The 25,298-nt window shown below is 35.0% G+C and carries 23 protein-coding genes; 5 read left to right on the top strand and 18 right to left on the bottom strand.

Translation table 11 applies throughout. From position 1 onward, the window contains the following. Positions 1–221: 221 nt before the first annotated feature. The 3 genes from KAOT1_RS17825 to KAOT1_RS17835 all read left to right on the top strand — a co-directional run bounded on the left by KAOT1_RS17825 (position 222) and on the right by KAOT1_RS17835 (position 2,178). Complete coding sequence (locus KAOT1_RS17825) at positions 222–770, top strand: DUF2589 domain-containing protein (protein WP_007096281.1); 549 nt, start codon at positions 222–224, stop codon at positions 768–770. A 69-nt stretch (positions 771–839) separates the two neighbouring features. Beyond that, the gene (locus KAOT1_RS17830) at positions 840–1,589 is read left to right on the top strand and encodes a hypothetical protein (protein WP_007096282.1); all 750 of its coding nucleotides are present in this window, start codon (positions 840–842) and stop codon (positions 1,587–1,589) included. Positions 1,590–1,641: 52 nt separating this feature from the next. Then, positions 1,642–2,178: a hypothetical protein gene (locus tag KAOT1_RS17835; protein WP_007096283.1), complete on the top strand. Its 537-nt coding sequence runs from the start codon at positions 1,642–1,644 to the stop codon at positions 2,176–2,178. 59 nt (positions 2,179–2,237) lie between these two features. Here KAOT1_RS17835 and sufD read toward each other — a convergent pair whose 3' ends face one another. From sufD to KAOT1_RS17865, 6 genes are read right to left on the bottom strand one after another with little or no spacing between them, the layout of a single operon-like run. Continuing rightward, entirely contained in the window at positions 2,238–3,557 is a 1,320-nt protein-coding gene (sufD, locus tag KAOT1_RS17840; protein WP_007096284.1) for a Fe-S cluster assembly protein SufD, read from the bottom strand. Positions 3,558–3,567: 10 nt separating this feature from the next. After that, entirely contained in the window at positions 3,568–4,320 is a 753-nt protein-coding gene (sufC, locus tag KAOT1_RS17845; RefSeq protein ID WP_007096285.1) for a Fe-S cluster assembly ATPase SufC, read from the bottom strand. Positions 4,321–4,349: 29 nt separating this feature from the next. Beyond that, complete coding sequence (locus KAOT1_RS17850; protein WP_007096286.1) at positions 4,350–4,787, bottom strand: hypothetical protein; 438 nt, start codon at positions 4,785–4,787, stop codon at positions 4,350–4,352. Positions 4,788–4,807: 20 nt separating this feature from the next. Continuing rightward, a complete protein-coding gene (gene sufB, locus KAOT1_RS17855) occupies positions 4,808–6,256 on the bottom strand; it encodes a Fe-S cluster assembly protein SufB (RefSeq protein WP_007096287.1) in 1,449 nt (482 codons plus the stop codon). Positions 6,257–6,289: 33 nt separating this feature from the next. After that, on the bottom strand, positions 6,290–6,691 hold the full coding sequence (locus KAOT1_RS17860) for a four helix bundle protein (RefSeq protein WP_007096288.1): 402 nt from the start codon (positions 6,689–6,691) through the stop codon (positions 6,290–6,292). A 40-nt stretch (positions 6,692–6,731) separates the two neighbouring features. Further along, positions 6,732–7,061 (bottom strand): HesB/IscA family protein, encoded by a 330-nt coding sequence (locus tag KAOT1_RS17865; protein ID WP_040559676.1) that lies wholly within the window; start codon positions 7,059–7,061, stop codon positions 6,732–6,734. A gap of 417 nt (positions 7,062–7,478) precedes the next feature. Here KAOT1_RS17865 and KAOT1_RS22140 point away from each other — a divergent pair, with 417 nt between their 5' ends. After that, complete coding sequence (locus KAOT1_RS22140) at positions 7,479–8,507, top strand: LamG-like jellyroll fold domain-containing protein (protein ID WP_007096290.1); 1,029 nt, start codon at positions 7,479–7,481, stop codon at positions 8,505–8,507. Positions 8,508–8,575: 68 nt separating this feature from the next. Here KAOT1_RS22140 and KAOT1_RS17875 read toward each other — a convergent pair whose 3' ends face one another. The 8 genes from KAOT1_RS17875 to KAOT1_RS17910 form a co-directional block, all read right to left on the bottom strand. Next, the gene (locus tag KAOT1_RS17875) at positions 8,576–9,535 is read right to left on the bottom strand and encodes a hypothetical protein (RefSeq protein WP_040559678.1); all 960 of its coding nucleotides are present in this window, start codon (positions 9,533–9,535) and stop codon (positions 8,576–8,578) included. Positions 9,536–9,543: 8 nt separating this feature from the next. Then, positions 9,544–11,007, bottom strand: coding sequence for an MBOAT family O-acyltransferase (locus KAOT1_RS17880; protein ID WP_007096292.1), 1,464 nt, complete (start codon positions 11,005–11,007; stop codon positions 9,544–9,546). A 336-nt stretch (positions 11,008–11,343) separates the two neighbouring features. Beyond that, positions 11,344–12,414 carry a cytochrome-c peroxidase gene (locus tag KAOT1_RS17885; RefSeq protein WP_007096293.1) on the bottom strand — a complete coding sequence of 357 codons (1,071 nt, stop codon included), beginning with the start codon at positions 12,412–12,414 and terminating at the stop codon, positions 11,344–11,346. Positions 12,415–12,604: 190 nt separating this feature from the next. Continuing rightward, positions 12,605–13,138, bottom strand: coding sequence for a DUF421 domain-containing protein (locus KAOT1_RS17890; protein ID WP_007096294.1), 534 nt, complete (start codon positions 13,136–13,138; stop codon positions 12,605–12,607). Positions 13,139–13,252: 114 nt separating this feature from the next. Next, positions 13,253–14,011 carry an MbnP family protein gene (locus tag KAOT1_RS17895; protein WP_007096295.1) on the bottom strand — a complete coding sequence of 253 codons (759 nt, stop codon included), beginning with the start codon at positions 14,009–14,011 and terminating at the stop codon, positions 13,253–13,255. An 8-nt stretch (positions 14,012–14,019) separates the two neighbouring features. Beyond that, positions 14,020–15,414 carry a hypothetical protein gene (locus KAOT1_RS17900; RefSeq protein WP_007096296.1) on the bottom strand — a complete coding sequence of 465 codons (1,395 nt, stop codon included), beginning with the start codon at positions 15,412–15,414 and terminating at the stop codon, positions 14,020–14,022. Between the two features lie 9 nt (positions 15,415–15,423). Further along, positions 15,424–16,680, bottom strand: coding sequence for a choice-of-anchor B family protein (locus tag KAOT1_RS17905; RefSeq protein WP_007096297.1), 1,257 nt, complete (start codon positions 16,678–16,680; stop codon positions 15,424–15,426). A gap of 31 nt (positions 16,681–16,711) precedes the next feature. Beyond that, a complete protein-coding gene (locus tag KAOT1_RS17910; protein ID WP_007096298.1) occupies positions 16,712–18,142 on the bottom strand; it encodes a choice-of-anchor B family protein in 1,431 nt (476 codons plus the stop codon). 92 nt (positions 18,143–18,234) lie between these two features. Here KAOT1_RS17910 and thiL point away from each other — a divergent pair, with 92 nt between their 5' ends. Then, positions 18,235–19,290 (top strand): thiamine-phosphate kinase, encoded by a 1,056-nt coding sequence (gene thiL / locus KAOT1_RS17915; RefSeq protein WP_007096299.1) that lies wholly within the window; start codon positions 18,235–18,237, stop codon positions 19,288–19,290. A 137-nt stretch (positions 19,291–19,427) separates the two neighbouring features. Here thiL and KAOT1_RS17920 read toward each other — a convergent pair whose 3' ends face one another. From KAOT1_RS17920 to KAOT1_RS17935, 4 genes are read right to left on the bottom strand one after another with little or no spacing between them, the layout of a single operon-like run. Further along, complete coding sequence (locus tag KAOT1_RS17920; protein ID WP_007096300.1) at positions 19,428–20,201, bottom strand: TIGR04283 family arsenosugar biosynthesis glycosyltransferase; 774 nt, start codon at positions 20,199–20,201, stop codon at positions 19,428–19,430. A 38-nt stretch (positions 20,202–20,239) separates the two neighbouring features. Continuing rightward, on the bottom strand, positions 20,240–21,166 hold the full coding sequence (locus KAOT1_RS17925) for a DUF547 domain-containing protein (RefSeq protein WP_007096301.1): 927 nt from the start codon (positions 21,164–21,166) through the stop codon (positions 20,240–20,242). Positions 21,167–21,171: 5 nt separating this feature from the next. Continuing rightward, the gene (locus KAOT1_RS17930) at positions 21,172–22,053 is read right to left on the bottom strand and encodes a sterol desaturase family protein (protein ID WP_007096302.1); all 882 of its coding nucleotides are present in this window, start codon (positions 22,051–22,053) and stop codon (positions 21,172–21,174) included. Between the two features lie 19 nt (positions 22,054–22,072). Continuing rightward, entirely contained in the window at positions 22,073–25,204 is a 3,132-nt protein-coding gene (locus KAOT1_RS17935; protein ID WP_007096303.1) for a TonB-dependent receptor, read from the bottom strand. Between the last annotated feature and the right edge of the window lie 94 nt (positions 25,205–25,298).

Raw genomic sequence — 25,298 nt, forward strand, 5'->3', positions numbered from 1 at the left:
AACATATTACAGATATATTGTAAAATTACAAAATATATTATTGTAATATGTTTGTAAAATAAAACATTTGTTGTATATTTGCACTGTAATTCTTTCGAAAGAGTGTGTTTTAAGCTTAAAATGGTGTAAAAAATTGTTCGCAACTATTTTTTACAATCTAAAGGAGAAAGCCGAAAAGCCTTTTTAAAAAGAGTAGGTAAACAATTTTAAAAATTATAATTATGCCAGTTAGTCCAAATGAAATTGCAAGTATCAATTTCAGTGCGATGTTAGGGAAACCTTTAACAGCCGTTATTGATGCACAAGCAGCAGCAGCATTATCTACAGTTGATTTTATCAACGAAGTTGGTCTTAATGCGGATGGAACCGTAAAAAATGTATCATTCATCTATTCCAAATTAATTGATGGAACAGTAACGGAAGTTACATTGACAACACCATTATTAACGATCGTTCCAATTCCGTTTTTGAGAGTTGCCGACACTACAATCGACTTTAACGCTAAAATTTCTAGTGTTACAGAATTCACCTCTACAACATCTCATAAGTTAGATTTGAGTGCAGAGTTGAGTTTGCGTTGGGCTTGGGGACGTTTCAAGTTTAAAGGAAGTTACTCGTACCAAAAGAAAACGAGTTATTCTGATGAAGCGAAGCGTTCTTATAGTATGAACGTTAAAATTCATGCTGTACAAGACGAAATTCCAGCCGGAATGAGTCGTGTATTAGATATGCTTGAAGAGTCAATTTCTGAAACAGAAACGACTCCTTAAAACGTATTACACTAACAAAGTAAGGAAACCTCCTCGGAGGTTTCTTTTCCTTAAAAAAACAAAAAAATTATGATTACATTAAAAGACTATATAGGAAAGATTTATAAGGAAGTAACCAATGCGAAGGTTCAATCTGATATTGAAACTTTAGCAATTGCGCAAGAATATGTTGAAAATCCGATGTTGCGACATTTTGCCGTGCCAAATATTCGTATTAAAGACATGGAATTGACAATTCCTGTAGCAGTAGATGCTACACAAACTGTGACAAGAGACTATACCGCAGCCGAAATTCAAAAGGTATACGAAGATGCGTTTTATAAGGTTAATGCTGATTTATTTCCAAATCGAACAGAAGAAGAACAACGATATTTAGAAGATATCAGACCTGAACTTGTAACAAAAGCACAGCATGAATCTTCACGTACAGAGCGTAATTTGCAACAAGCATCTGCTACAGCTACACCACAGCAAGAAACAACATCTAAATCTGCAGGTGATGAAAACACTGCGTATATGACTGCTGTAACAGAGGCTGCAAACCAATTTGTAGATGCGTCTTATGGATTTGTAAGCGAGATCAATGTTGAAGAAGAAGTTTTTCGTTACGCCATGGTGCAAGAAATTGAAAGTAATCTTCAGCCTAGAAAACCAGCAATTGAAGATCTTCCAGTTATTGTAGAAACAAATCGTTTAAAAGAAATTAACGATCCTGCAAGTATGATTAGTATCAAGGTAAATATTACCGATGATGCTATGGAATGGATTACGGATATTGATGAAAATGGTAATACCGTACAAACATTAGATTACCAATAAAAATTTATTGTTGTTCATATTTATTTTATGAAAAACTACTAAACAGAAACAGATGAAAACAAGTATAATAGAAAAAAATACCTTTTTTGAGACTTCAATTTTTAAGGTAGAATTGATTTCTGAATTGCTTCGTTCCAAATCTTCCCGCTTTTTAGCAGAGATTGAACGTTGGCTTTCAGAGAATCAAGAAGTATTGAAGCAATTTGGGTTTATAGAATCGAGCCGTATGAGCATTTTAAGAAACCAATTATTTGTAGCTAAAGCACAAGATATTCCTCAAAAAAGAAGACATTTATTGATGGTTGGTGCAAATTGTTTGGAAAAAGCCCACGAAATGTTGGCAGGCTTGCACGAACCTATTAGGACAAAAATAACGCAAGGTAGAGAAACCATTCAGCAAATTTTAACTATGGTAAAGGAAGATCCTGCGTATCAAAAAGGAGCAAACGAAAACTTTAATCAATACGTGAAAAATATCTGGAAACGATTACGACAAGATCCACAATTTGGCTCCGTGGCAATGCAATTACAAACCTTACTTCCAGAAGTAGATATTTACAGGATTATTGCAGAAGAAGTCGAAATTTAAACAACAAAAAAATCCCAAAGCTTTCGCTTCGGGATTTTACAACTCTTTTTTACTTTCCTTTATAGATCGAATCCTAAATTTACGCCTAACTTTTGTGCAATTAGCTTGTTGATTCGAGTCTTTATAGCGTTTATCTTCACACTTTCTAAAACGTTGTTAGCAAAAGCATACATCAGTAATGCTTTTGCTTCCTTTTTAGGAATTCCGCGTGAACGTAAGTAGAATAAAGCATCTTTGTCCAACTGACCAATGGTGCAACCGTGCGAACATTTTACATCGTCTGCAAAAATTTCTAGTTGCGGTTTGGTATTTATCGTCGCTTTATCGTCTACCAAAATATTGTTATTCGCTTGGAATGCGTTTGTTTTTTGTGCTTCTTTTTCAACCACTACTTTTCCGTTGAAAACTCCCGTAGAACGATCGCCAAAAATACCTTTATAATCTTGGTGACTTTCACAATTTGGTTCAATATGATGTACAAGTGTGTTGTGATCTACGTGTTGCTTGTCACCAATAATCGTAATTCCTTTCATAGTAGAATCAATATGTTCTCCTTTTTGGAAAAACTGCAAATTGTTACGTACTAATTTTCCACCAAATGAAAACGTATGTACAGATGCATGACTACTTTGTTTTTGAGAAATATACGTATTATCAATCAACGAAGCTTGTTGGTTGTCATTTTGAATTTTGTAATAATCTACAATAGCGCGTTTGTTCGCAAATACTTCCGTTACCGAATTTGTCAGCACAACATTAGAAGTCAAACTCTGATGACGCTCTATAATTTGCACATGCGAATTTTCACCCACAACAATCAAGTTTCGTGGTTGTAACATTAGTGTAGCTTCATTTCCAGTTGAAAAGTGAATGATTTGTATTGGTTTTTCAACCACTTTATTTTTTGGAATATGAATGTATGCACCTTCAGAAGCAAACGCCGTATTTAGTGACGTTAAACTATGATCTGACTTGGCAGCTTTGTTGTAATACGAATCAATAATGATTTTATATTTGGGTTTGTTTAATGCAGAACTCATCAAACAAACGTCAATTCCATCATGTGTCGTTTCCGAAAGGAAAGAGCTATATTTTCCATCAATAAATACAATTTTATATGTATCAATATCGTGGATGAAATATTTTTTTATTTCCTTAAATTCAACCGCAGTTTCTTGTTGTGGCGAAATACAGTAATCGTGTTTCAATAATGCATTTAGCGAGGTATATTTCCAGTCTTCATCTTTTTTTGAAGGAAATCCTTTTTGCTGAAACGTGTTAATTGCTTCATTTCTGATTTCATTCAAATGTTTTGATTCGTCGTTTAAACGATCTTCAAAAACCATAAAAGATGATAATAATTTATCTTTTAGTTCCATGTGTTGCTCCTTAAATAGTTGCTTCTTGCTTAATCCAATCGTATCCTTTTTCTTCTAGTTCTAAAGCCAATTCTTTTGTTCCTGATTTTACAATTTTTCCATCGTGTAATACATGAACAAAATCTGGAACGATATGGTCTAATAAACGTTGGTAGTGTGTAATTACGATAACGGCATTGTCTTTACTTCGTAATTTATTGACACCATTGGCAACAATTCGTAAAGCATCAATATCCAAACCAGAATCCGTTTCATCTAAAATGGCTAATTTTGGCTCTAACATTGCCATTTGAAAAATTTCGTTACGCTTTTTCTCTCCACCCGAAAATCCTTCATTTAAAGAACGAGATAAAAACTTTCTGTCAATCTCTAGTAATGCTGCTTTTTCGCGAATTTTCTTTAACATTTCACTCGCTGGCATGTCTTCCAAACCTTGAGCTTTTCGGGTTTCGTTGATTGCAGTTTTTACAAAATTCGTTACAGAAACTCCAGGAATTTCAACAGGATATTGGAACGATAAAAATACACCTTCGTGCGCACGTTCTTCTGGCCCTAATTCTTCAATATTTTCGCCATTCAAGAAAATTTCTCCATCGGTAACTTCATATTCTTCTTTTCCTGCAATAACAGATGATAAGGTACTTTTTCCAGATCCGTTTGGTCCCATGATCGCATGTACTTCTCCTGCTTTTACTTCTAGGTTGATTCCTTTCAGAATTCCTTTGTCTTCAATACCTGCGTGTAGATTTTTTATGTGTAACATTCTAAACTATGTGTTATTTTTTTAACGAATTATTGATTGCTTTTTATGATAATTGTGCCGTTGTCACCTTCATTTGGTTTTTGTACAGAAACGATTTGCTTGATTTCAATGACTTCTTTCCAAGCATTTTCTACAGGATTCGGCTTTTTTTCTCCTCTGACAATGACAGGAACCATGGTATGCTCTGCTGTTTTATAGTCTTTGCATTTTTCATTCAATGCATACATTTGATCGTTTACCACAACACCATATATTTTGCTTCCTGCAGTTTGTAATACAGCAGCTTTATCGGCTTCTAAGTATAAAAACATTCCAGAAAATGTTTCATAATTATTACCAACAGTCGTTGTTTCTGTGTATCCTTTTGTTTCGGTAGTTTCGTTCGCTGTCTCGTTGTTTGACTTGTTTTCGTTTTTACAGCTTAACATGAGTAAGCATGCTACGAATACGAAATAGATTTTTTTCATTTTACGATATATTTGATTGATTAACCTACTGAACCTTCTAGTGAGATTTCTAATAATTTTTGTGCCTCTACAGCAAATTCCATTGGCAATTTGTTGAGAACGTCTTTGCTAAAACCATTGACAATGAGTGCGATGGCTTTTTCAGTGTCAATTCCACGTTGGTTGCAATAAAAAATTTGATCTTCTCCAATTTTACTTGTCGTTGCTTCGTGTTCTATTTGTGCCGTTTTGTTTTTTGCTTCAATGTATGGAAACGTATGTGCACCACATTTATTTCCCATTAAAAGCGAATCACATTGCGAAAAATTACGCGCGTTTTCCGCTTTGGCAGCAATTTGCACTAAACCTCTGTAGCTATTTTGAGATTTTCCAGCCGAAATTCCTTTAGAAATAATGGTACTCTTGGTATTTTTTCCAAGGTGAATCATTTTTGTTCCTGTATCTGCTTGCTGATAATTATTGGTTACAGCGATGGAGTAGAATTCACCTACCGAATTGTTTCCTTTTAATACACAACTTGGGTATTTCCATGTTACAGCAGAACCTGTTTCAACTTGTGTCCAAGAAATTTTTGAATTGGTTTCGCACAAACCTCTTTTGGTTACGAAGTTGTAGACACCACCTTTTCCTTCTGCGGTTCCTGGAAACCAGTTTTGAACTGTTGAATATTTGATTTCTGCATCGTCTAAAGCGATCAATTCTACAACGGCCGCATGCAATTGATTTTCATCACGACTTGGCGCTGTACAACCTTCTAAGTAGCTTACATAACTTCCTTCATCAGCAATTACCAATGTGCGTTCAAACTGACCAGTTCCTGCTTGATTGATTCGGAAATACGTTGATAATTCCATCGGGCAACGAACACCTTTTGGAATATAACAGAAAGATCCGTCGGTAAAAACAGCCGAATTTAATGCTGCGTAAAAGTTGTCTTTTTTAGGAACGATGGTTCCCAAGTATTTTTGTACCAATTCAGGATAATCTTGAATGGCTTCTGAAATAGGGCAGAAGATGATACCTTTTTCAGCGAGCGTTTTTTTGAAGGTAGTTGCTACTGAAACCGAATCGACAACAATGTCAATAGCGACACCTTGTAATTTTTTTTGCTCATCGATAGAGATTCCCAATTTCTTATACATTTCCAACAATTCAGGATCTACATCGTCCAATGTTTTGTTTGGATCTGCTTTCTTTGGAGCAGAATAGTAAGAAATGGCCTGAAAATCTGGTTTGTCATAACGTACATTTGCCCATTCTGGTTCTTCCATTTCCGACCAAATTCTAAATGCGTCAATACGCCATTCGGTCATCCATTCTGGCTCGTTTTTCTTTTTAGAAATGGCTCTTACAATGTCTTCATTAAGACCACTAGGAAACGTATCACTTTCAATGTCGGTATAAAAACCGTACTCATATTCTTTCGTTTCGAGCTCTTTTTGTAATTCTTCTTCAGTATACTTACTCATTCTCTTGTTTGTTCAAAGTTCAAAGTGTCATGTTCAAGGTTGCCTACTTTTGTACTTACTACCTTTCATGTCACTTTTTGACAAATAATTTATAAATGCGCTTATTTTTTTACTCAATACAAGTGTTGCTGTTTTTAATGTTTCAAAAGTTTCACTTGTGATGTACTTTCTATCTAAAATTCTATACAATTGCGATCTTGTTTCTCCACATGAAGCTTTAGCAATAGATAAAAACTGTATAAATTCTCTATTTCCGTTTCTCTCAAATCCTTCTGCAATATTGTCCATAATAGAACCTGAAGAAACATTTATTTGATTGTAAAGTTTGTAATCGGTTTTCAAATCACTACTATTTCCAATTTTAAAAATATCTTGACAAAGTATTCTGGCTAGTTTCCAGATTTCTAAATCTTCAAATTGTTTTATAGTTGCCATTAGAATCTAAACATTGAATCAAAAACCTTGAACATCAAACCTAAAGAGAAAACGACTCTCCACAACCACACGTGCGTTGTGCATTTGGATTGTTGAAAACAAATCCTTTTCCGTTCAATCCACCAGAATATTCTAGTGTGGTTCCAACGAGATATAAAAAGCTTTTTTTGTCTACTATAATTTTTACGCCGTTATCTTCAAATATTTTATCTTCTGCTGCTGTATTTCTATCAAAAGTTAAATCGTATGATAAGCCTGAACATCCACCACTTTTCACGCCAACACGAACATAATCGCTCGTAGCGTCAAAACCGTCGTCTGTCATAAGCTCGACCACTTTTTTACGGGCTGTTTCTGAAACTGTTATCATTTTTTTAATTTACGTTTATTCTGTATCTGCAAAGATACGCTATTTGCCGCTTTATATGAAAAAACCTAACATTTATATAACAAATCATGCTATAAAAATTTCTAATAGTGAATTTTCAGCACTGTTTGTGAAGTAAATTTTATTTCATCAACCGATTTTTTTGAGATTTGCATCTTCATTTAAAAAAGTCGAATACGTATAAAAGTCCAACAAATACTTAGGATGAAGTTGTATTATCAATGCAAGAATTTCTCTATGCAGTTTTACCTGTTTGTATAAGTTGCGTAATTCTCACCACATCCAAACGAATTGAAGCTTATAGATTTGTCCTGTTCGCTAATAACAATTAAAAGCGATATCATTTAAAACAAATGTGAATTACTAACCCCTATTATTAATTAAAAACATTTAGAACATATGAAACAACAGTACATTTTTTTAGTAGCTTTTTTAACCGTCAGCATTTTTGGCTTGAATGCGCAAACTTTAGGATATGCCATGTGCTTTGATGGTATGAACGATTTTGCGCCTGTGTATAGAACTTCCGAGACAGGAATTTTTGGAACGAATGCAAATAACGATGATTTTACCATCGAATTTTGGGTAAAAGATAATGGAAATGGTGGAAAACATATGTATTCCAAACACTATGATAGCGGAACAGCCAAAGAAGGATATTTTATAGAAAAAAGTCCTTCGGGAACGGTAACTACAGGAATTGCAGATACAACCAACAATTGGACAACTGTAACAGGATCAAGAGTGATAAACGATGGAAATTGGCATCATGTAGCGGTAACCTTAGAAGTCGTCGGAAAATTGAGATTGTATGTTGACGGAGTTTACCAAGGGCAAGCTACAGGATTTACGCCTGTTTTTGGAAACACTGTTGATGCACGTTTGGCGAGTTCAGAGTATGAAAACACATATTTTGGAGGTGCTTTCGATGAGGTGAAAGTTTGGAATACCATTCGTACAGTAAGTGAAATAAACACCGGAAGAAGAATGCAATTAGATACTTCTGCGCTTCCTTCGGGATTGATACAATATTTTCAATGTAATGAAGGAATACCAAATAATGATAATTGGATTTTATACCAACTTTTAGATCATACAGGAAACGGACGTCCAGGAGATTTGTGGAATGTAAGCCGTTGGGGAAGTTGTTCTAACTGGGTAGATTCTGTGCCAGATAATACGTTGTCTACAGCTACTTTTGAAACTACTAATATAAACGTGAAACTATATCCAAATCCAGCAACAAATTTTATTCAAATTAGTGGATTGAAAACTAAGCAAGATTATATGATACACAACACACTTGGAGCAGTTTTACAACGCGGAACTATTGAGAGCCACCAACCAATAGATGTCAGTACTTTTTCAAAAGGATTGTATTTCTTAAAATTTAAAAATGGGGAAAGTATTAAGTTTGTAAAGAAATAATTTCACTCAAAAAAATACAAAAAGCAGCTAGAAATCATTTAAAAATGGCGCTAGCTGTTTTTTTGTTTTTAATCTAACGAGATATGATTCTTTTTCAAATCACGAATCAACATGTTTGTAAATACTATAGATCCTTTTTTATTTAAATGTGTGGAATTGTAGAAATAGCGTTGCGCTAAGCAGATATCGTCTTCTAAATAATTGAAAAACGGAATCTTAAAATCAGTACTGAGTTTTTCAAAATAAGCAGTAATATCGTCGTGGTTTTCTACATACTGCTGCCCTATTTTATATATTGGTGTATAAACCATGACAACTTGAATATTTTTTTCTTGACAATCCGCTAAAAAGTTTTCAAATAATTGTTGAATTTCAGCGTCGACTTCAATTACATACGAACTTTTTTTAGTTTTTGCTTTTGAAAAATCAGTATTCCAATCGCGATCTACAGGATGATAACCGCGTATACGGAATTGTTGGTGTGGCGTTTTTTCGTTAAATTTTGCAAATGCCCTTTTAATAGCATCATGTTCACCGTAATATTTTACAAGTGGTAAGTAATAATCAAAAGTGTTAAATCCGTTGTATGCTGATGTGTACTTTTGAACATTTTCTTTGTGTAAGTATGGTAAAAACTGACGGTAATTGTATAGGTTAGCAACTTTTTGCAAAGAAAAAATATCTACTGAGACAATAATCGTTTTTGGCTTCGGATTGTGTTCCATATATTCTAAATGACGCAAATACTGAATTCGGAAGTTTTGACCGTTCACACCAAAATTATAACAACGTACATTTAGTGAATCCTGAATTTGCATCGGATTTATGTGTACATACGCTCGTGACGAACCATAAATAAGTACCTCCGAATTTACACGCTGATTGTAAATATCTTCCCAAACACCAATTTCTCCTTCCATAAAAACTTGTGCTTTTTTTAGGTTGGTTGATATGAAAAAATCTAGCGCATACGCCAGTACTACCAAGGGTAATATAAACAGACATACTTTTAATAGAAATTTTTTCATGGTACGATTTAAAATTGAAAATAAATAAATTCTTGTTGTTTTCCGCTAAACCAAAAAATCATAAAAATGATGGCGTAATAAAACGCATAGCGAAACGAAGGTTTCCAAGTGAATCCTAGTTTTTCAATGGCATATTTTTGTTCGCGACCAAACCATTCTATGATTAAAAAAATAAATAACAATGCATAAATGGTTTTTGGAAAAATATGTGTTCCTGTTTTTTCTTTGATGATATAAGGCTTTTCAAAAAGTGAACTTGAACATATTTGACCAATATAACCAAAAGCATCTGTCATCGTTTCTGCTCTAAAAAAGATCCACGCAACTACCGTAATTGCAAACGTGATTGCTATTTGTATAATTTCTTTGAGTGAAGGAACTATTTTTCCCTGTGCGACCGTATCTAAATGATTTCGATTGTTTTTGGTGAGTAAAAGTGGCAAAAAGTAACAAGCGTTTAAAAATCCCCAAGCGAGAAATGTCCAATTAGCACCATGCCAAAATCCGCTGACGAGAAAGATGATGAATACATTTCGAATTTGCATCCAAGTCCCACCGCGACTTCCGCCTAACGGAATGTACACATAATCTCGAAACCAAGTACTGAGCGAAATGTGCCAACGTCTCCAAAACTCTGCAATGTCACGAGAAAAGTATGGAAAATTGAAGTTTTGCATTAGGTTAAAACCAAATAATCGTGCGGTTCCAATGGCAATATCTGAATATCCTGAAAAGTCTCCGTAAATCTGAAAGGTAAAAAATATTGCTCCCAACACGAGCATGCTTCCGTTCAACTCTGTATAGTTATTAAAAACCTGATTGGCGAGATCGGCACAGTTATCAGCAATGACTATTTTTTTGAATAATCCCCATAAAATCTGTCGCAAACCATCGACTGCATTTTGGTAGTTAAAGCTTCGTTTTTTATAGAATTGCGGTAATAAGTTCGTTGCTCTTTCTATTGGTCCAGCAACTAATTGTGGAAAGAAACTCACAAAAGCAAAAAATGAAATTATATCTCTAGTTGGCGCAAGTTTCCGCCTGTAAACATCTATAGAATAACTAAGTGTTTGAAAGGTGTAAAAACTGATTCCGACAGGTAAAATAATATTTAATCTGCTTGTTTCAATTGGATTTCCTAGTAAAGTAAATGCATCTGCAAAACTTTCGGCAAAGAAGTTGAAATATTTGAAAAACCCTAACAATCCGATGTTTACAAAAATACTTGTGTATAAAAGGAGTTTTCGTTTTTGTTGATTGTCTGTGTTTGAAAGAGAAATTCCTACCAAATAATCTACTGAAGAACTGAAGGCGATGAGTGCTAAAAACCGCCAATCCCACCAACCGTAAAAAAAGTAGCTTGCTACGATTAAGAAAAAGTTTTGAAAACGTACATTTTTGTTGGTTACAAACCAATACAGTATAAATACCACAGGTAAGAATAGTGCAAATTCTATGGAGTTAAAGAGCATTTAGCGTGTTGGTTGTTGTTTTTGATGGAATAAAAGTAATCAAATTTTGGAATTAGAATGTTTAAAAGTCGAGAACTACTTGAAAATTCAAAAATGTAAAATGATATATTTTAAATGTGAAACGTCTAAGAATTGAAGTTGTTCTCGATACACCAAATCACAGATTTGGCACTCGAACTGACGTTTTTTAGTTTGAATTTGACGCTCTGTGATTGTGACGCACAAAAGATAGTAGTGCAAATTCCGCAGTAAAATTAGAAATTGAAGCGAATAGTACTTCGACTACGCTCAGTATACACCTGAGATCAATTTTTGTTGACGTTGCGCCCAAAAAAATTAAAATTCTGAAAATCGCTGATCGAAAATAAAATCGGCATCGGTGAGTGTTTTGAGGAAATCAATAATACGTACTTTTTCTTCGTCGGTCATGGGAATTCCGAGTGTTCCATCTGCTTGGCGAAGCGAATCATCTAAGTTTTCGAAATCGGTAATGCCACTTCGATAGTGTTCCAAAACGTCATCAAGAGTTGCAAAGCGACCATCGTGCATGTATGGAAACGTAACTTCAATATTGCGCAGATTTGGTACTTTAAATTTGTAATTATCCGCAGGAAATCCAGTTACACGTGCGCGACCGATATCATTGTATTGCGGATCAATTGCCAGACCGTTATTTCGATACGACTGATCGGTAAATAATTCTCCCGAATGGCAAGAAGCACATTTTTGATTGAATAATTCCATGCCTTGTGTTTCGTTTTCCGTTAAGGTTACATTTCCTTCGTTGCGACGAAATTTGTCGTATTTACTATTGGACGTTACCATCATTACCATAAACTGTGATAAGGCTTTGAGAATGTTTTCTGAGTTGATTTCACCATTTTCAAATGCTTCACGGAACAATCGTGGATATTCAGGATGTGCTTGCAATTTTGCGATGACATTCGTAAATGTCTCGTTCATTTCAACTTCGTTCGTAATAGGAATAATGGGTTGCATGTCTAGATGAATCGCTGCACCATCCCACGTAAATTCGTTTTGAAATGCCAAGTTGTGCAACGGTTGCGCGTTTCTGCTTCCCAAAGCGCCATCAACTCCGTGACTGATAATATGTGTGTGATGTGTAAATGCAAATTCTTGTATGTGACAAAATCCGCAGGCAACAACATTGTCGGAAGCCAAGCGACCTTCGTAGAATAAGCGTCTTCCCAATTCGAAACCTGTTTCTGTTGGCGGATTTGCTTCTAAGTCATACGTTAACGCTGGAAAATTGGAAGGTATATTAAAATCAAGCAATACGTTTTGAAATTCGCCTGCTTCTTGCGAAGGAATGTCTTCGTACGGTTCATTTTTGCAAGAAGCAAAAAGAAGCGCAACACATACGTATATGTAATAGTTGATTTTCATAGCTGTTGCTAAAATACCAAATGTATGGCGACTGAGCAAAACATACTACATTTTGTACAATGAGTTTTTATGTCATTTTTTTCCATTGGCTAACTGAATCGCTATCGCTTTAGAGTTGATCTGTAGTTTTATACGGAAAGTTGGGTTGTTGTATTCAGAGTTTTACTTTTTTGTGTTTCCATGAAATGAATTACGGTTTTTCTCTGACACCTTTTAAAATTTCGTCGGCTATTTTTGAAGCTTCTTCATCATCTGAAGTGGTGTGCAATACGGAAATATCTCCTGTAGATTCTAACACAACTGCCAATACTTGATCGAATTTATAAACATTAGCTTCTCGTAATTTTGCCATAAGTTGCGATTTTTCAATACGAGCATGCTTTAAATTTTCATTCAAAATAGTAGCACCTTTCATGAGTAATAAAGGATCGTTTGAGATTGTAGAACTCAACATCGGAATTTTTTTCTGTAGTGTAGAAAATATATATGTTAATACCAAAAGACTAGCAATAGCAACACTTCCGTGAACAATTGTTGTGCTTGATGTTAGTGTAGATGATATGATGCTACCAATGGCAACGGTAAACGCAAAATCATACGCTGTAAACTTCGCAAACGACCGTAGTCCTATAATTCTCGTAAGTATGATTACTGCTATAAAAATCATCAAACTTCCCAAAAGTGTTTCCACTAATGGATCTTTGGCATCATAAATCCAATCCATAATTTTAGTTTTTTTCTATTTTTAAAATATATCCTGTGTTGTAGCTTTATAAGAAAGCTAAAGTTCTAATGTATGGAAATTCAGACTTAGAAAAGTGCTTAATAAATAATATTTTTATTGTGCGCTAAACGAACTTTCTAAATTGGTTGCAACTCTTGGAGCATTTACAGGATCAACCTGAATGTCGCTTGTGTCTTCTAATTTGATTTGATTGGTGGCATCAATGATATTTTGCACAAGTGTTTGTACGTTTACCGTTGCTGTGTTTCCTGTCGCAATATTTAGTGTATTTTCTAGCGGAAGCGTTATAAATTTATAATTATCTAGCGTTTGTCCGTGACTTCCAACATGAATGACAAACGGACTTTCCGTACCGCCTTGTGGTGTAAATGTCCCTTCAAACTTGATAAATTTGTAGCCAGCCGCCCAATTCCATAACATGCCAGCTTCTTCTGCTTTTGGGATAAAATTCATCACGCCACCATCTAAAGGATATTTTGATTGATCGACACCAATACCAAAGCCTATTTGCGTGTAATTTCCAACGGGAATTCCTGTTAAGTTTAATGTCAAACTACTCGGATCTGCTTCATTGATAACGAAGTAAGATTCTTCTTTTGGATATTCGAAAATTGTTCCATTATCTTGAATAAAGCGAATGTTTGAAATGATATATTTTAATTCGTTGGTAACGATACTTTCGTTATTTTGATTGATAAAAGCAGTTGTTCCAAGGTTTAAATCTTGATTGGCAGAAATACGATTGTCAAAGGTAATTTCTACCGCAGAAGTTTCAACTGCATTTGAATCGTCATTACACGATGATGTAAGTATTGATAGTACTATTGTGAATATATATGTGATCTTTTTCATCTGTATTCTTATTTTATTTTGATAATGAGTGCATCTTTGATGCCTTTATTTTCTATAATGTCGCCGTCGTTACTTTGTGTGTTTCCTGCAATTACTAATTTTTCGTCAGCAGTTTCAATAATTCCGTATGCGATATCTAATTGCGAACCACCAAAGTTTTTCTCCCAAGTTAGATTGCCTGTGTCACCAATTTTTATTACCCAAAAGTCATTTTGACCATAGTTAGAAGCTACATTAACATTATTGCTTTTTGAGCTTCCCACAATAGCAAATCCGCCATCTTGCAAAGGTGTGATAGCTCTTGCAGATTCGAAGTCGCTTCCACCAAAAGTGCGTTCCCAAATTAGAGAACCATCTGTGTCAGCTATTTTAATCACCCAAAAATCAGCAGAACCTTTAAGGTTGGAAACATCGCCATCAGAACTTCTGGTATCTCCAACCGCTATATAGTTTCCATCAGTAGTTTTGGTAATGTCGTAGCCAATATCGATTCCTGTTCCTCCGTAAGATTTCTGCCAAATAAGATCGCCTGTACTATTTAGTTTTACCACCCAAAAATCATAACTTCCTTTGCTATTTGTGACATCAAAATCATCACTTTCTGAAGAACCTGCAATGATAAAATTGTTATCATTCGTTTCTAAAGTTGCATACGATCTGTCATTATTTGTTCCACCAAAATAGCGACTCCACATAATGTTTCCACTGGCATCTAGTTTATGACACCAATATTCGCCAACACCATGTTCGGGATTAGCAAAACTTCCGTTGGTGTTATTTGGTTTGCCAACACTTCCTTGTCCGCCAGAAGCGGTAATATCTAAAAACCCTGTCGTAAAGTAGCCGCCATCACTGGTTTGTATGATGTCAAAAGCTTGATCGCTTCCAGAGTAACCAAAACTTTTTTCCCAAATTAAATTACCATTCGCGTCAAGTTTTACAATCCATTGATCGTAAAATCCACTATTTGTACTTACATCTTCATCTCCACTTCGGCTGTATCCTGTAATGATAAATCCGTCATCAGAAGTCGTTTTGATAGCTTCTCCACGATCGTCTGCAGTTCCACCATAGGTTTTGCTCCACAATAATGTGCCATCTGCATTTAAACGAGCAACCCAATAATCATTTTGTTCTGAAGTATGATCGGTAATGTCACCATTGATGCTTTTCGTGTACCCAACAATTGCGTATCCGCCATCAGAAGTTAAAGTGATGTCTTGTGCGGTATCTTCTTCTGTGCCACCAAGTGTTTTTATCCAATCAATTTCGCCTTGAAAACCAACTATATTGTTATTGTCGTCGTTTGTGTCTGCCGCATTTCCATCATCAGAAGAACAACTGAGAATACTAATAGATAAGAGGAGCAGGCAAAGTTTGGTTACAATTTTTTTCTTTTTCATGTAGCGTATTTATTCATTATTTTTTCGAATGATAAATAATCCAGAGTTGATATCGCTGACGATAATATTTCCACTCTCAAAGTACGGATATATGTTCCACGCGCCACTAAAAACGGCATCGTCATTTTGTGGAAAAGTATCAAAAAAACCTTCTTCTTGCATTTGACCTGTGCCAATGTTTGAAATATCTATAACGCGAATTCCTGCGGTGTAGTTTGCTAAGTAAAATGTATTTCCTTTTACATATCCGTTATGATCTATGGCAGTTGTGGGTCCTGTATAGGTCATTTTTACGGAAGGGTTGTCTAAATCTGATAAGTCAAATACAATATTTCTTGTGTTGAATCCGAAGTTGAGTTCGTCTAATTCATCTCCTAAGATGAAGTATTGTTGATCTTCTGTAAACCAACCTTGATGTGTGTAGCCAATGTTTGTGTAAGCAATGGTTGATAATTGAATTGGATTGTTTTTATCGGAAATGTCAATGATAACCACTTCATTTGTATTACTACCAATTAATATTTCTTTTCCAACGTGTTCTGTATCGGGTCCATTATAAGTTACCACTTGTGCATCATGTGAATACGCATCGTTTGGATAACCACCAGCAGCTACAGGATTGGTAGGATTTTGAATGTTTACAAAATGTGGTCCGCCATCAAAGGAAAACGCAGCATCATTAAATGTTTTTGCGCCAACCGCATAGGCAAAACCGCTTTCTTCATTGATTACGATATTGTGCGCACTTCCAAAACCTTCATATCGGGCATCGGCTGTAAATGTTTGTGGCGGATTTGTAACATTGCGCAATCGTGTTAAATCAAATACTTGCATTCCATGACTTGTGGCTTCACTCACAATAAATGCGTGATTGTTATAGACTTTTATATCTCTCCAATTACTGGCAGTACTTGCAGTAGGAAGTTTTCCAACATAAATAGGGTTTACCGGATCCGTAATATCTACAAAGGAAGCATTTTCATTAGTAGCAATCAATGCATATTCTTTTCCTGTTTGTGGATCTGTCCAACCCCAAGAATCATTTCCTTGAGAAGCACCAAATATACTTAAAGGAATGTGTGCCATTAAGTCATATCCATCACAAGGATATTGTCCTGCAAAACCATTTTCACAGATAGTTGCTCCAGGGAAAGCTGATGAATTTGGGACACTACCAGGCGTGATAGGAGCATTGTCGTCATCCGCGCATGCGGTTATACATACTACAACCGAAATTGTAAGTAGTAATAATTTGAAATTTTTCATGCAATTTAGTTTTGGTTAATAATCGGTGTCCTTAATTTACGATTAATTTTTGAGATGTTGCCTCATTTATTTTTACAACATACATTCCTGAGGGTAATTTTGTAACATGTAATTGAAATAGAATTTCATTTATGTTGGTATGTTCTAGTACTTTTTTGCCTAATATGTCAAAGACTTCTACTTTGTTGATAAGCATATTTTCCCCAGCTCTAATCATGGTATTTTCTGTAGCAGGATTTGGATACATCATAAAGTCAAAAGCTCTTGATTCTTGTGTATTTAACGTTGTGCCACTTTCTTTTATTACAAAAAGCCCTCTGTCAATATCACTTATGATAATATTTCCACTTGCAAAGTATGGATATACGCTCCATGCACCGAAAAATGTGGTGTTATTTGATTCTGGATGCGTGTCAAAAAAACCAATTTCTGTCACATTTGAAGGATTGCTAATGTCTAAAATTCGTAAACCAGCAGTATAACTGGCTTGGTAGAGTTTGTTGCCTTTTGTGTAATAGTTATGATCGATTGCATTTGAGTTTCCTGTAAATGACGATAGAAAGCTTGGACTGTCTAAATTTGCAAAATCAAATACCAAACCTCTGGTGTTAAAGCCAAAATCGATTTCATCTGTTTCATCGCCAAGATAAAAATAACGATGATCGTCAGAAAGCCAACCTTGATGTGTATATCCAACATCTGTGTATGAAATGGCAGAAAGTTTAACGACAGCAGTTTTGTTTGAAACATCTAAGATCACAATTTCATTTTCATTGCTAGCAATCATAATTTCTTTTCCAACATGTTCTATGTCTGGACCGTTATAAATTACAATTTGCGCATCATGAGTGTAACCATCAGCAGCATATCCGCCAGCAGAAACAGGATTCGCAGGATCGGAAAGATCTACAAAATGTGGTCCGCCACTAAATGTATTACAACCTACTAAATAGGCAAAGCCAGTTGCCTCATTGATGGCAATATTGTGGCAACTTCCCACATCAGTTAAAACATTATCCGCCGAAAATATTTGTGGAGGATTTGATACATTTCGCAATCGAGTTAAGTCAAAAACCTGCATTCCATGACTTCCCACATTATCGGCAACAATATATGCGTGGTTATTGTATACTTTAATATCTCTCCAAAAATTTGAGCCTGCATTGCTGGGAAGTTCTCCTAAATATAACGGATTTACAGGATCGGTAACGTCTACAAAACAGGTTTTATCTTCAAAAGTGATTAGTGCATATTCTTTATTCGTAGTAGTGTCTGTCCAGCCCCAAATATCACTTCCATCTTCGTTGCTGAGTGTCGATTTTGGCAAGTTTGAAAGTAAGTCATATCCGTTACAAGGAAATGAACCTGCAAACCCTCCATTACAAGGAACAATTTGGGCAATTAAAGGGGAAATACTAAAAAGAGCAAGAACAAAGAGTAGGTTTCGTGCGATAGGTGTCATTTTTTTGGCTAATTTTGCGTTTTTAAGTGATCGAGGCTTAAAAAAACAGTCCATAAAAATACAATTTCTAACTTAATAAATACAACTGCAGCATGTTAAAAGATAAAGATGAACAACGTACGTCATTAGCAAGTTTGGGAGAGTTTGGTTTGATAGATCATTTGACAGCAAATTTTAAGATTACACAAAGTTCTACCATAAAAGGAATTGGTGATGATGCCGCAGTTCTTGATTTTAAATCGAAAAAAGTAGTAGTTTCTACCGATTTACTTGTTGAAGGAGTTCATTTTGATTTGAGTTACATGCCGCTAAAACACTTGGGTTATAAAGCAGTTGTGGTAAATGTGTCTGATATTTATGCCATGAATGCAACAGCGACGCAAGTAACTGTATCCATTGCTGTTTCCAATAGATTTCCGCTAGAAGCTTTGGAAGAATTGTATGCAGGAATTCAATTGGCTGCAAAAATATATAATGTAGATGTTGTTGGTGGTGACACAACTTCTTCTACGAAAGGTTTGCTGATTAGTGTAACAGCAATAGGCGAAATTGAAGAAGAAAAAATTACTTATAGAAACGGCGCAAAAGAGAACGATTTGTTAGTTGTAAGTGGCGATATTGGTGGCGCATTTTTAGGGTTGAAAGTATTGCAACGTGAAAAATCGGTATTTGAAGTAAATCCGAACAATCAGCCAGATTTGGATATGTATTCTTATATTATTGAACGTCAATTGAAACCAGAAGCTCGAAAAGATATTCCTGTTTTGCTGAACGATTTAGATGTGAAACCTACTGCTATGATTGATATTAGCGATGGTTTGTCGTCTGAAATTATGCATTTGTGCAAGCAATCTGAAGTTGGTTGTAATTTGTATGAAGATAAAATTCCATTAGATCCGCAAGTGATTTCTACTTGTGAAGAATTCAATCTAGATAGTACAATGGTTGCTTTGAGTGGTGGCGAAGATTACGAATTGTTGTTTACCATCAGTCAGGAAGATTTTCCAAAAATTAAGGCAAATCCGAACTTAACCGTTATCGGACATATGACACAAGCAAGTGAAGGTATTCATTTGATTACAAGAGCAAATACTAAAATTCCATTGAAAGCACAAGGTTGGAATGCAATGGATGCTGATTCGGAATAATAGGTTTTGAATATTGAATTTTAAATTAACCGTACACTAAGAAAACTTTGTAATTAACGTCAGTTCGCTTAAGAAATCACGTTAATTGTTTTTATTTAATAGTGTATTATCAAACACTTGAATAGCGCAAAGCGAAGCTAACAAACATATTTCTTGTAATACGCGTATAATTCTTCTGGTGAAGCACCTTTAGATTTTTTAATGTGAATAACTGCAAAATGATACTGTAATTTCCAAGTTCCTTGTTCACGATATTTTCTGGCAGAAGTCACAACACTTTTTGGAATTACAGTAAATTCTTCTTGTTCATATAAACGATGAATAAATTCGCAATCTTCATAAATAGGATAACTTTCATTATAACCTTCTAATTCGTGAAACAACGATTTTCTCACAAATAATGATTGATCGCCACCGCGACACCAATTCACATTAAAACGTGTAAAAAATTGTGAAACGATTAGCACAGGATGTAAATAATCAAATTTCATTCGGAAGCAACCAGCTTGATATCCTTCGGTTACTTTTTTAAGAATAAATTCGTCAAAATGTTTTGGTGGAAATGTATCTGCATGCAAAAAATACAAGATATTTCCAGTGGCTTTTTGTGCGCCAAAATTCATTTGCTTAGCTCGTCCTTTTTTGGAAGAAAATAATTGAATCGTAATATTTTCCTCTTTCATTTCAAACAAACCGTCTACACATCTTTTTGCATTTGGATGATGCCATTTTTCAAAATTGACAATAAATTCGGAGATAATTTTTACGGTGTTATCTGTACTTCCGCCATCAATCAACAGAATTTCATGATGTGTATATTTTACGCGCTCCAACAGCGTTTGTAAGAGTAAAGTAATATTCTCAGCTTCATTGAGAATTGGTACAATGATAGAAATTTTATGGAGCTTCATTTCTTAATATACGTAAATAGGAGCGTGGCGGTTTTTGTTTATTCGTTTAACGTCCAATCGTAGTCTTTATAGTCAATGTCAGCGTCTTCACTTATTTTAATAGTTGTATAGCTATTTAAAAAATCGATCAGCGAACCGTTTTGTTTGAAGTCTTTTGAGAACCACTTAAAGATTTTGGAAATTTCTGGATTGTCTTTTGTAATGGTATTTCGTTTGGAATCTGCCAAAAAAGCTTTCGTAACATTCGTTAATTGCATTTCTAGTTTTTTTGCAGTAAATGCTTCGTTCAATAATGGCGGACAAGAAAAAGATGCACAATTAATTGCAAAGTGAATTCTTGGTTCGTCCATTTTACGCAGAATTTTATGTTCTATTTCGTCTAAATTATACCATTTTTTGCCTAATTTCCACAAACGTTGATCCCAAGGTTTACGAATATCTTTAATGCTTTCTAATGGGTAATTTCGCAGGATTAAATCTACAGTCAGTGCATTATACGCATTAATCCAATACGCTAATTTTTCTTCTTTTGTCCAATTGTCGGTTGGTACATTTTTACCTAAAGAAGCAATGTAAGCACGCAATTTTGCCCAATCTTTTTTAAATCCTTTATAATTTACATTTCCAGTTGGCGAAACATGTTTTTTTAATAGAGAATTGAAAGATTCATGACTAAAAGCAGTTTCTTTTTTTGTACTTTTTACGGTGTTTTTACCATTGAAAACTACAGAATCTTTCGTGGTCGTAAACTTTACATTTTTTTTAAAAGCAACAGTGTCTCTCATTGTTTCACTTTCCATTTTATCGGTAACTGCAACTTTATCATGTTGCGCATTTACAGAATCAATAATGGCTGAATTGACAGTTTTGGTTGTTTCTTCCGAAGAATTTTTAACCGTTTTCTGATGCGTTCCACAAGCGATACATAGGAAAGAAACTAAAAATATATAGGTAGATCGAATCATAAATATTATTCTTTTTTAAGAGTTATAGGATAGATTTCTTGTTGAATGAAATCTTGCGGAAACGCTTCGTCATTGGTAAAACCTAGTTCTATATCGCGACCGTTTTTGGGAATGTAATTTGTCTTAAAAATATAATCCCAAACACTTAAGGTTAGTCCAAAATTCACACCATACCTTACAGGAAGTTCTTTGCTATGATGCCAAATGTGCATTTTCGGATTGTTGAAAATGTATTTTAAAAAACCATAATCCCAACCCAAATTAGCATGATTTAAGTGTCCGATAGCAATGGTAAAAAAGTATACAAAAACGACATGATTCACGCTAAATCCGCCAATAATTGCCATCGGAATGTACAACATAGATTTGTACACAACGGTTTCCATCCAGTGAAAACGCAAATGTGCCGCAAAGCCCATTTCTTTTACCGAATGATGTACTTTGTGAAAATTCCACAAAAAGTCAACTCTGTGCAACATACGATGTGTATTCCACTGCACAAAATCTGCTACAACAAAGAAAATCAGCAAACCTAACCACGTTGGAAGGTCGTCTACATCAAACAATTGAAAACTTTCAATAGACAAACCAACAACTCCTAAAATGTCATTAAAAAAAGTAGCAACTGTATTGGATAATGCTGCAAAAATGATGAGGTTAAAGATGAAAAAGTTGAAAAACATGTAGAACGTATCCAACCAAAAATCTTTACGAAAGATCGATTGATTTTTTCGCCAAGGAAAAACAATTTCTAAAATCCAAACAATAAGTGAAATTGCAATTAAACCATAAAAATAATTCTCTAAATGTTCAAAAAAAACTTGTCCTTGGAAGTAATTCCAATAATCGCGATACGAGTTTTGAATGATTTCAAGATACTTTTCCATAGCGTTGTAAAGATACAAGTTAAAAATGATATTTTATTCCAAATTGTGCTTTCCAACGCGAACTTTCCGTATCTACAACCCACGGTGTAGCGTCTTCAATTTGAAATTGATACGTTGGCTGATTGTTCTCAATTCTTTGAAAATTCAGCAAACTAAAACTAGAGTTTACCACATTGGGTACAAAAACGAGTTTTCCCCAATTTCTGTTCATCAAATTCAATACATTAAAAATATCTAACGACAAACTGATGCGATGCGAACCTTTCAGTTTTAAACCGTACTCCAAACGTGCGTCAAATCGGTGATTCCAAGGTGTATTTGCACCATTTCGTTCGGTATATTGTCCGCGACGAGAACGTAAATAATCGTTATTGTTGATGTAATTATTTAAATTTTCCCACTGTTGTTCGGCAGAAGTAATTACAGTTCCGTTGCTGTCTGTAATGTCTATCAAATTAATTTCACTTTGATCGTTTGGTACATACACCAAATCGTTTCGTGAAGAACCATCTCTATTAACGTCACCTTGATTTACGAATGAAAATGGACTTCCCGAAGTTCCGTTGTACAACATGGAAACTAAGAAATCACTTTTGTTTGAAATGTTGAATTGATAACTGTGCGACGACACAATTTTATGCCGTAAATCGAAGTTGGAAAACGACAATTCAGGATTGTTTGCATTTATGGACTGATTCCACTCAAAGTTAGCCGCAGGCGAATTGCGAACCGTACTCGAAATGTCTTTACTCTTTCCGTACGTATAGCCTAAAAATCCGTTGTATTGATCGGTTCTTTTTGTCAAACCAAGCGTTAAATTGTAGCGATAACCTTTGTTGGTATTCGTAAGTAAAAACACATTGGTAAAGTTTGGATTGATTTTGATTGCTTCGCCAGTTCCTGTAAAATACGAACGATTGTCAGCGCCAGAAAATGTCGCCGTTTCGTCTTTTCTGTTAATCGATTTGAAGAAGATTCCGTTAATGACATTGGTGTAACTTCCTTCAACGGTCACCCCAAAATTATTTGGTAATTTAAAATCTACAGCAATATTACTTTTCCATTCGCGTGGTAAATCGAAATCATTATCAATCAAATTTATTTCGGTTAAACCAGGTTGCTGACTCGCCAAATCTTCCACATTTTCCACAATTGGTGTTTCTCCTGTTGGGCGAATGTCTACGTTAAAATAGTCCGTTCCCGAGATGTATTCCGCGTAAGCGAACCATAAATAGGGAATACGACCCGTAAATAATCCTGTACCACCACGAATTTGAATTTTTTTGTCGTCGTTGAGATAGTAATTGAAACCAATTCTCGGATTGATTTGTGGCGTAGCATTGATGGTGTTTTCAAAACGACTGAATTCTGGTGTATTCTTTACTTCATCACTCACAGGCAATTCATCCAATAATACTTGATTGTCCAAACGAATTCCCGCAGAAACCGTTAAAAGATCATTGAAACGAATTCGATCTTGGGCATAAAATCCTGTCGTTAAAATATCTAACGTTGCCGAAGGTGTATTGCTCACAAAGTCAAACGTATTGTTAGACGTTCTGTACACGCCACGAATTCGCGAAGGTCTGTCGTTGATAAAATTTTCTACAGAGTTGTATTGCCAGCGTCCATTCCAAGCAGATAAAAAGCCGTAATCAATATCGTTGTATTGCAATAATGCGCCAATTGTAAATGTATGTTTGTCTTTTATGTAATTAAATTTATTGGTGATTTGAAATGTGTTTAAATCTGTATTATACACAGAACCTTCTCGATATGTTCCTGCAAATATTCTGTTGGAAGCATCTTGAATGAGTAAATGTGGAAACACACGACCTTCAAATTCTCTGTCTTCCGTTACTTTGTTGTACCCAATTGATAATACATTGGATGTGTTGTTGTTGAAATTTGCATTCCATTCTGCTGTCAGACTGTTGGCAATGCTATTGTGTCGATATCCTTGATTTCCAAAGTTAAAGATAGATTCATTCCATTCTAAATTGTCTGAAAAACTGTTCACATAATTGTTGCGAAGTGTGAGTTTGTGTTTGTCTGAAATATTATAGTCTAAACGTGCAAAAATCTTCGTACTTACCGTTTTGAGTTCTGCATTGGTAAACGTTCCAGGATCGTAATTGTATCGTGATTGAAGCGTCTCGGAAATTAACTGTACTGTTTCAAAATCGATATTAGAAGTTGCACTTCCGGGCGCGTTTAATACAGGAAGGCTGCTCAGCGATTGTTCTACATTTATAAAGTAAAATAATTTGTCTTTCTTTAGCGCGCCGCCAATACTTGCACCTACTTGAATGTCGTAGAAATTATTGACTTCTTGGCGCGTTCCATCAGCATATTTTCCTACCAAACTTTGATTGTTTCCAAAACCATAAATAGCCGTTTTCGTAGTATTGGTTCCGTTTTTGGTCACTAGATTGATATTTGCACCTGTAAAGTTTCCGATGCTAACATCAAAAGGAGTGGTTTTTACCGAAAGTTCTTTAATCGCGCCAAACGCAATAGGTTGTGTTTTGGATAAACTTCCTGGTGTTCCATTGGCGGAAGATCCAGCAGCGCCACTTGCAGGTTCTTGAAAACCCACAACATCATTGTTGGCAACTCCATCAATATTTAGATTGTTAAAACGGTTACTCGCGCCTGCAAACGAGTTTAAATTTGCTTCTGGAAGCGTTCGTGTTAAATCTTGAATGCTTCTGCTAATGGTTGGCGTTTGTGCAATGGTTTTTCTTGAAATGAGCTTTTCGTTGTCCTTTTTAAAGTTTGTTCTATCAATAGTTAAAACAACAGCGTCAAGTGCTTCATCTTCATCTTTTAAGATAAAATCTTTTGTCGTAGTTGCGCCCAAATTTATCGTGATATTTTCTAGCGTTTCCGTGTGATATCCTAAAAAACGGACTTCAATTTTATAGGTGTTTCCTGGTGGAAGATTGTTTACGAGATAGTATCCAGATTCTTGCGAAATACTTCCATATTTAAAATTTGTTGAAGTGTCGGTTACAATTATATCAGCAAAGGCAATCGGTTGATTTTTAGTGTCATTTATTTTACCTTCTAGACGACCTGTAGTTTCTTGAGCGAATATTATTAAGGGGAAAAAACATAACAAGGTTATGCGTAACAATGAGTAGTTCATGTAATGGTTTGAAATTCAATTTGGGCAGGTTTAGTCTTAAAAATCATTTAAAACTTACAGTTTCCGCATTTTTTTTGAATTTTTCATATTTTTG

The sequence above is a fragment of the Kordia algicida OT-1 genome (genome assembly GCF_000154725.1).
In the GTDB taxonomy this organism is placed as follows: Bacteria; Bacteroidota; Bacteroidia; order Flavobacteriales; family Flavobacteriaceae; genus Kordia; species Kordia algicida.

Excerpts from the sequence above, each read along its gene's own strand:
- KAOT1_RS17825 (WP_007096281.1), top strand. The coding sequence starts at position 222 with ATGCCAGTTAGTCCAAATGAAATTGCAAGTATCAATTTCAGTGCGATG.
- KAOT1_RS17830 (WP_007096282.1), top strand. The coding sequence starts at position 840 with ATGATTACATTAAAAGACTATATAGGAAAGATTTATAAGGAAGTAACC.
- KAOT1_RS17835 (WP_007096283.1), top strand. The coding sequence starts at position 1,642 with ATGAAAACAAGTATAATAGAAAAAAATACCTTTTTTGAGACTTCAATT.
- sufD (WP_007096284.1), bottom strand. The coding sequence starts at position 3,557 with ATGGAACTAAAAGATAAATTATTATCATCTTTTATGGTTTTTGAAGAT.
- sufC (WP_007096285.1), bottom strand. The coding sequence starts at position 4,320 with ATGTTACACATAAAAAATCTACACGCAGGTATTGAAGACAAAGGAATT.
- KAOT1_RS17850 (WP_007096286.1), bottom strand. The coding sequence starts at position 4,787 with ATGAAAAAAATCTATTTCGTATTCGTAGCATGCTTACTCATGTTAAGC.
- sufB (WP_007096287.1), bottom strand. The coding sequence starts at position 6,256 with ATGAGTAAGTATACTGAAGAAGAATTACAAAAAGAGCTCGAAACGAAA.
- KAOT1_RS17860 (WP_007096288.1), bottom strand. The coding sequence starts at position 6,691 with ATGGCAACTATAAAACAATTTGAAGATTTAGAAATCTGGAAACTAGCC.
- KAOT1_RS17865 (WP_040559676.1), bottom strand. The coding sequence starts at position 7,061 with ATGATAACAGTTTCAGAAACAGCCCGTAAAAAAGTGGTCGAGCTTATG.
- KAOT1_RS22140 (WP_007096290.1), top strand. The coding sequence starts at position 7,479 with ATGAAACAACAGTACATTTTTTTAGTAGCTTTTTTAACCGTCAGCATT.
- KAOT1_RS17875 (WP_040559678.1), bottom strand. The coding sequence starts at position 9,535 with ATGAAAAAATTTCTATTAAAAGTATGTCTGTTTATATTACCCTTGGTA.
- KAOT1_RS17880 (WP_007096292.1), bottom strand. The coding sequence starts at position 11,007 with ATGCTCTTTAACTCCATAGAATTTGCACTATTCTTACCTGTGGTATTT.
- KAOT1_RS17885 (WP_007096293.1), bottom strand. The coding sequence starts at position 12,414 with ATGAAAATCAACTATTACATATACGTATGTGTTGCGCTTCTTTTTGCT.
- KAOT1_RS17890 (WP_007096294.1), bottom strand. The coding sequence starts at position 13,138 with ATGGATTGGATTTATGATGCCAAAGATCCATTAGTGGAAACACTTTTG.
- KAOT1_RS17895 (WP_007096295.1), bottom strand. The coding sequence starts at position 14,011 with ATGAAAAAGATCACATATATATTCACAATAGTACTATCAATACTTACA.
- KAOT1_RS17900 (WP_007096296.1), bottom strand. The coding sequence starts at position 15,414 with ATGAAAAAGAAAAAAATTGTAACCAAACTTTGCCTGCTCCTCTTATCT.
- KAOT1_RS17905 (WP_007096297.1), bottom strand. The coding sequence starts at position 16,680 with ATGAAAAATTTCAAATTATTACTACTTACAATTTCGGTTGTAGTATGT.
- KAOT1_RS17910 (WP_007096298.1), bottom strand. The coding sequence starts at position 18,142 with ATGACACCTATCGCACGAAACCTACTCTTTGTTCTTGCTCTTTTTAGT.
- thiL (WP_007096299.1), top strand. The coding sequence starts at position 18,235 with ATGTTAAAAGATAAAGATGAACAACGTACGTCATTAGCAAGTTTGGGA.
- KAOT1_RS17920 (WP_007096300.1), bottom strand. The coding sequence starts at position 20,201 with ATGAAGCTCCATAAAATTTCTATCATTGTACCAATTCTCAATGAAGCT.
- KAOT1_RS17925 (WP_007096301.1), bottom strand. The coding sequence starts at position 21,166 with ATGATTCGATCTACCTATATATTTTTAGTTTCTTTCCTATGTATCGCT.
- KAOT1_RS17930 (WP_007096302.1), bottom strand. The coding sequence starts at position 22,053 with ATGGAAAAGTATCTTGAAATCATTCAAAACTCGTATCGCGATTATTGG.
- KAOT1_RS17935 (WP_007096303.1), bottom strand. The coding sequence starts at position 25,204 with ATGAACTACTCATTGTTACGCATAACCTTGTTATGTTTTTTCCCCTTA.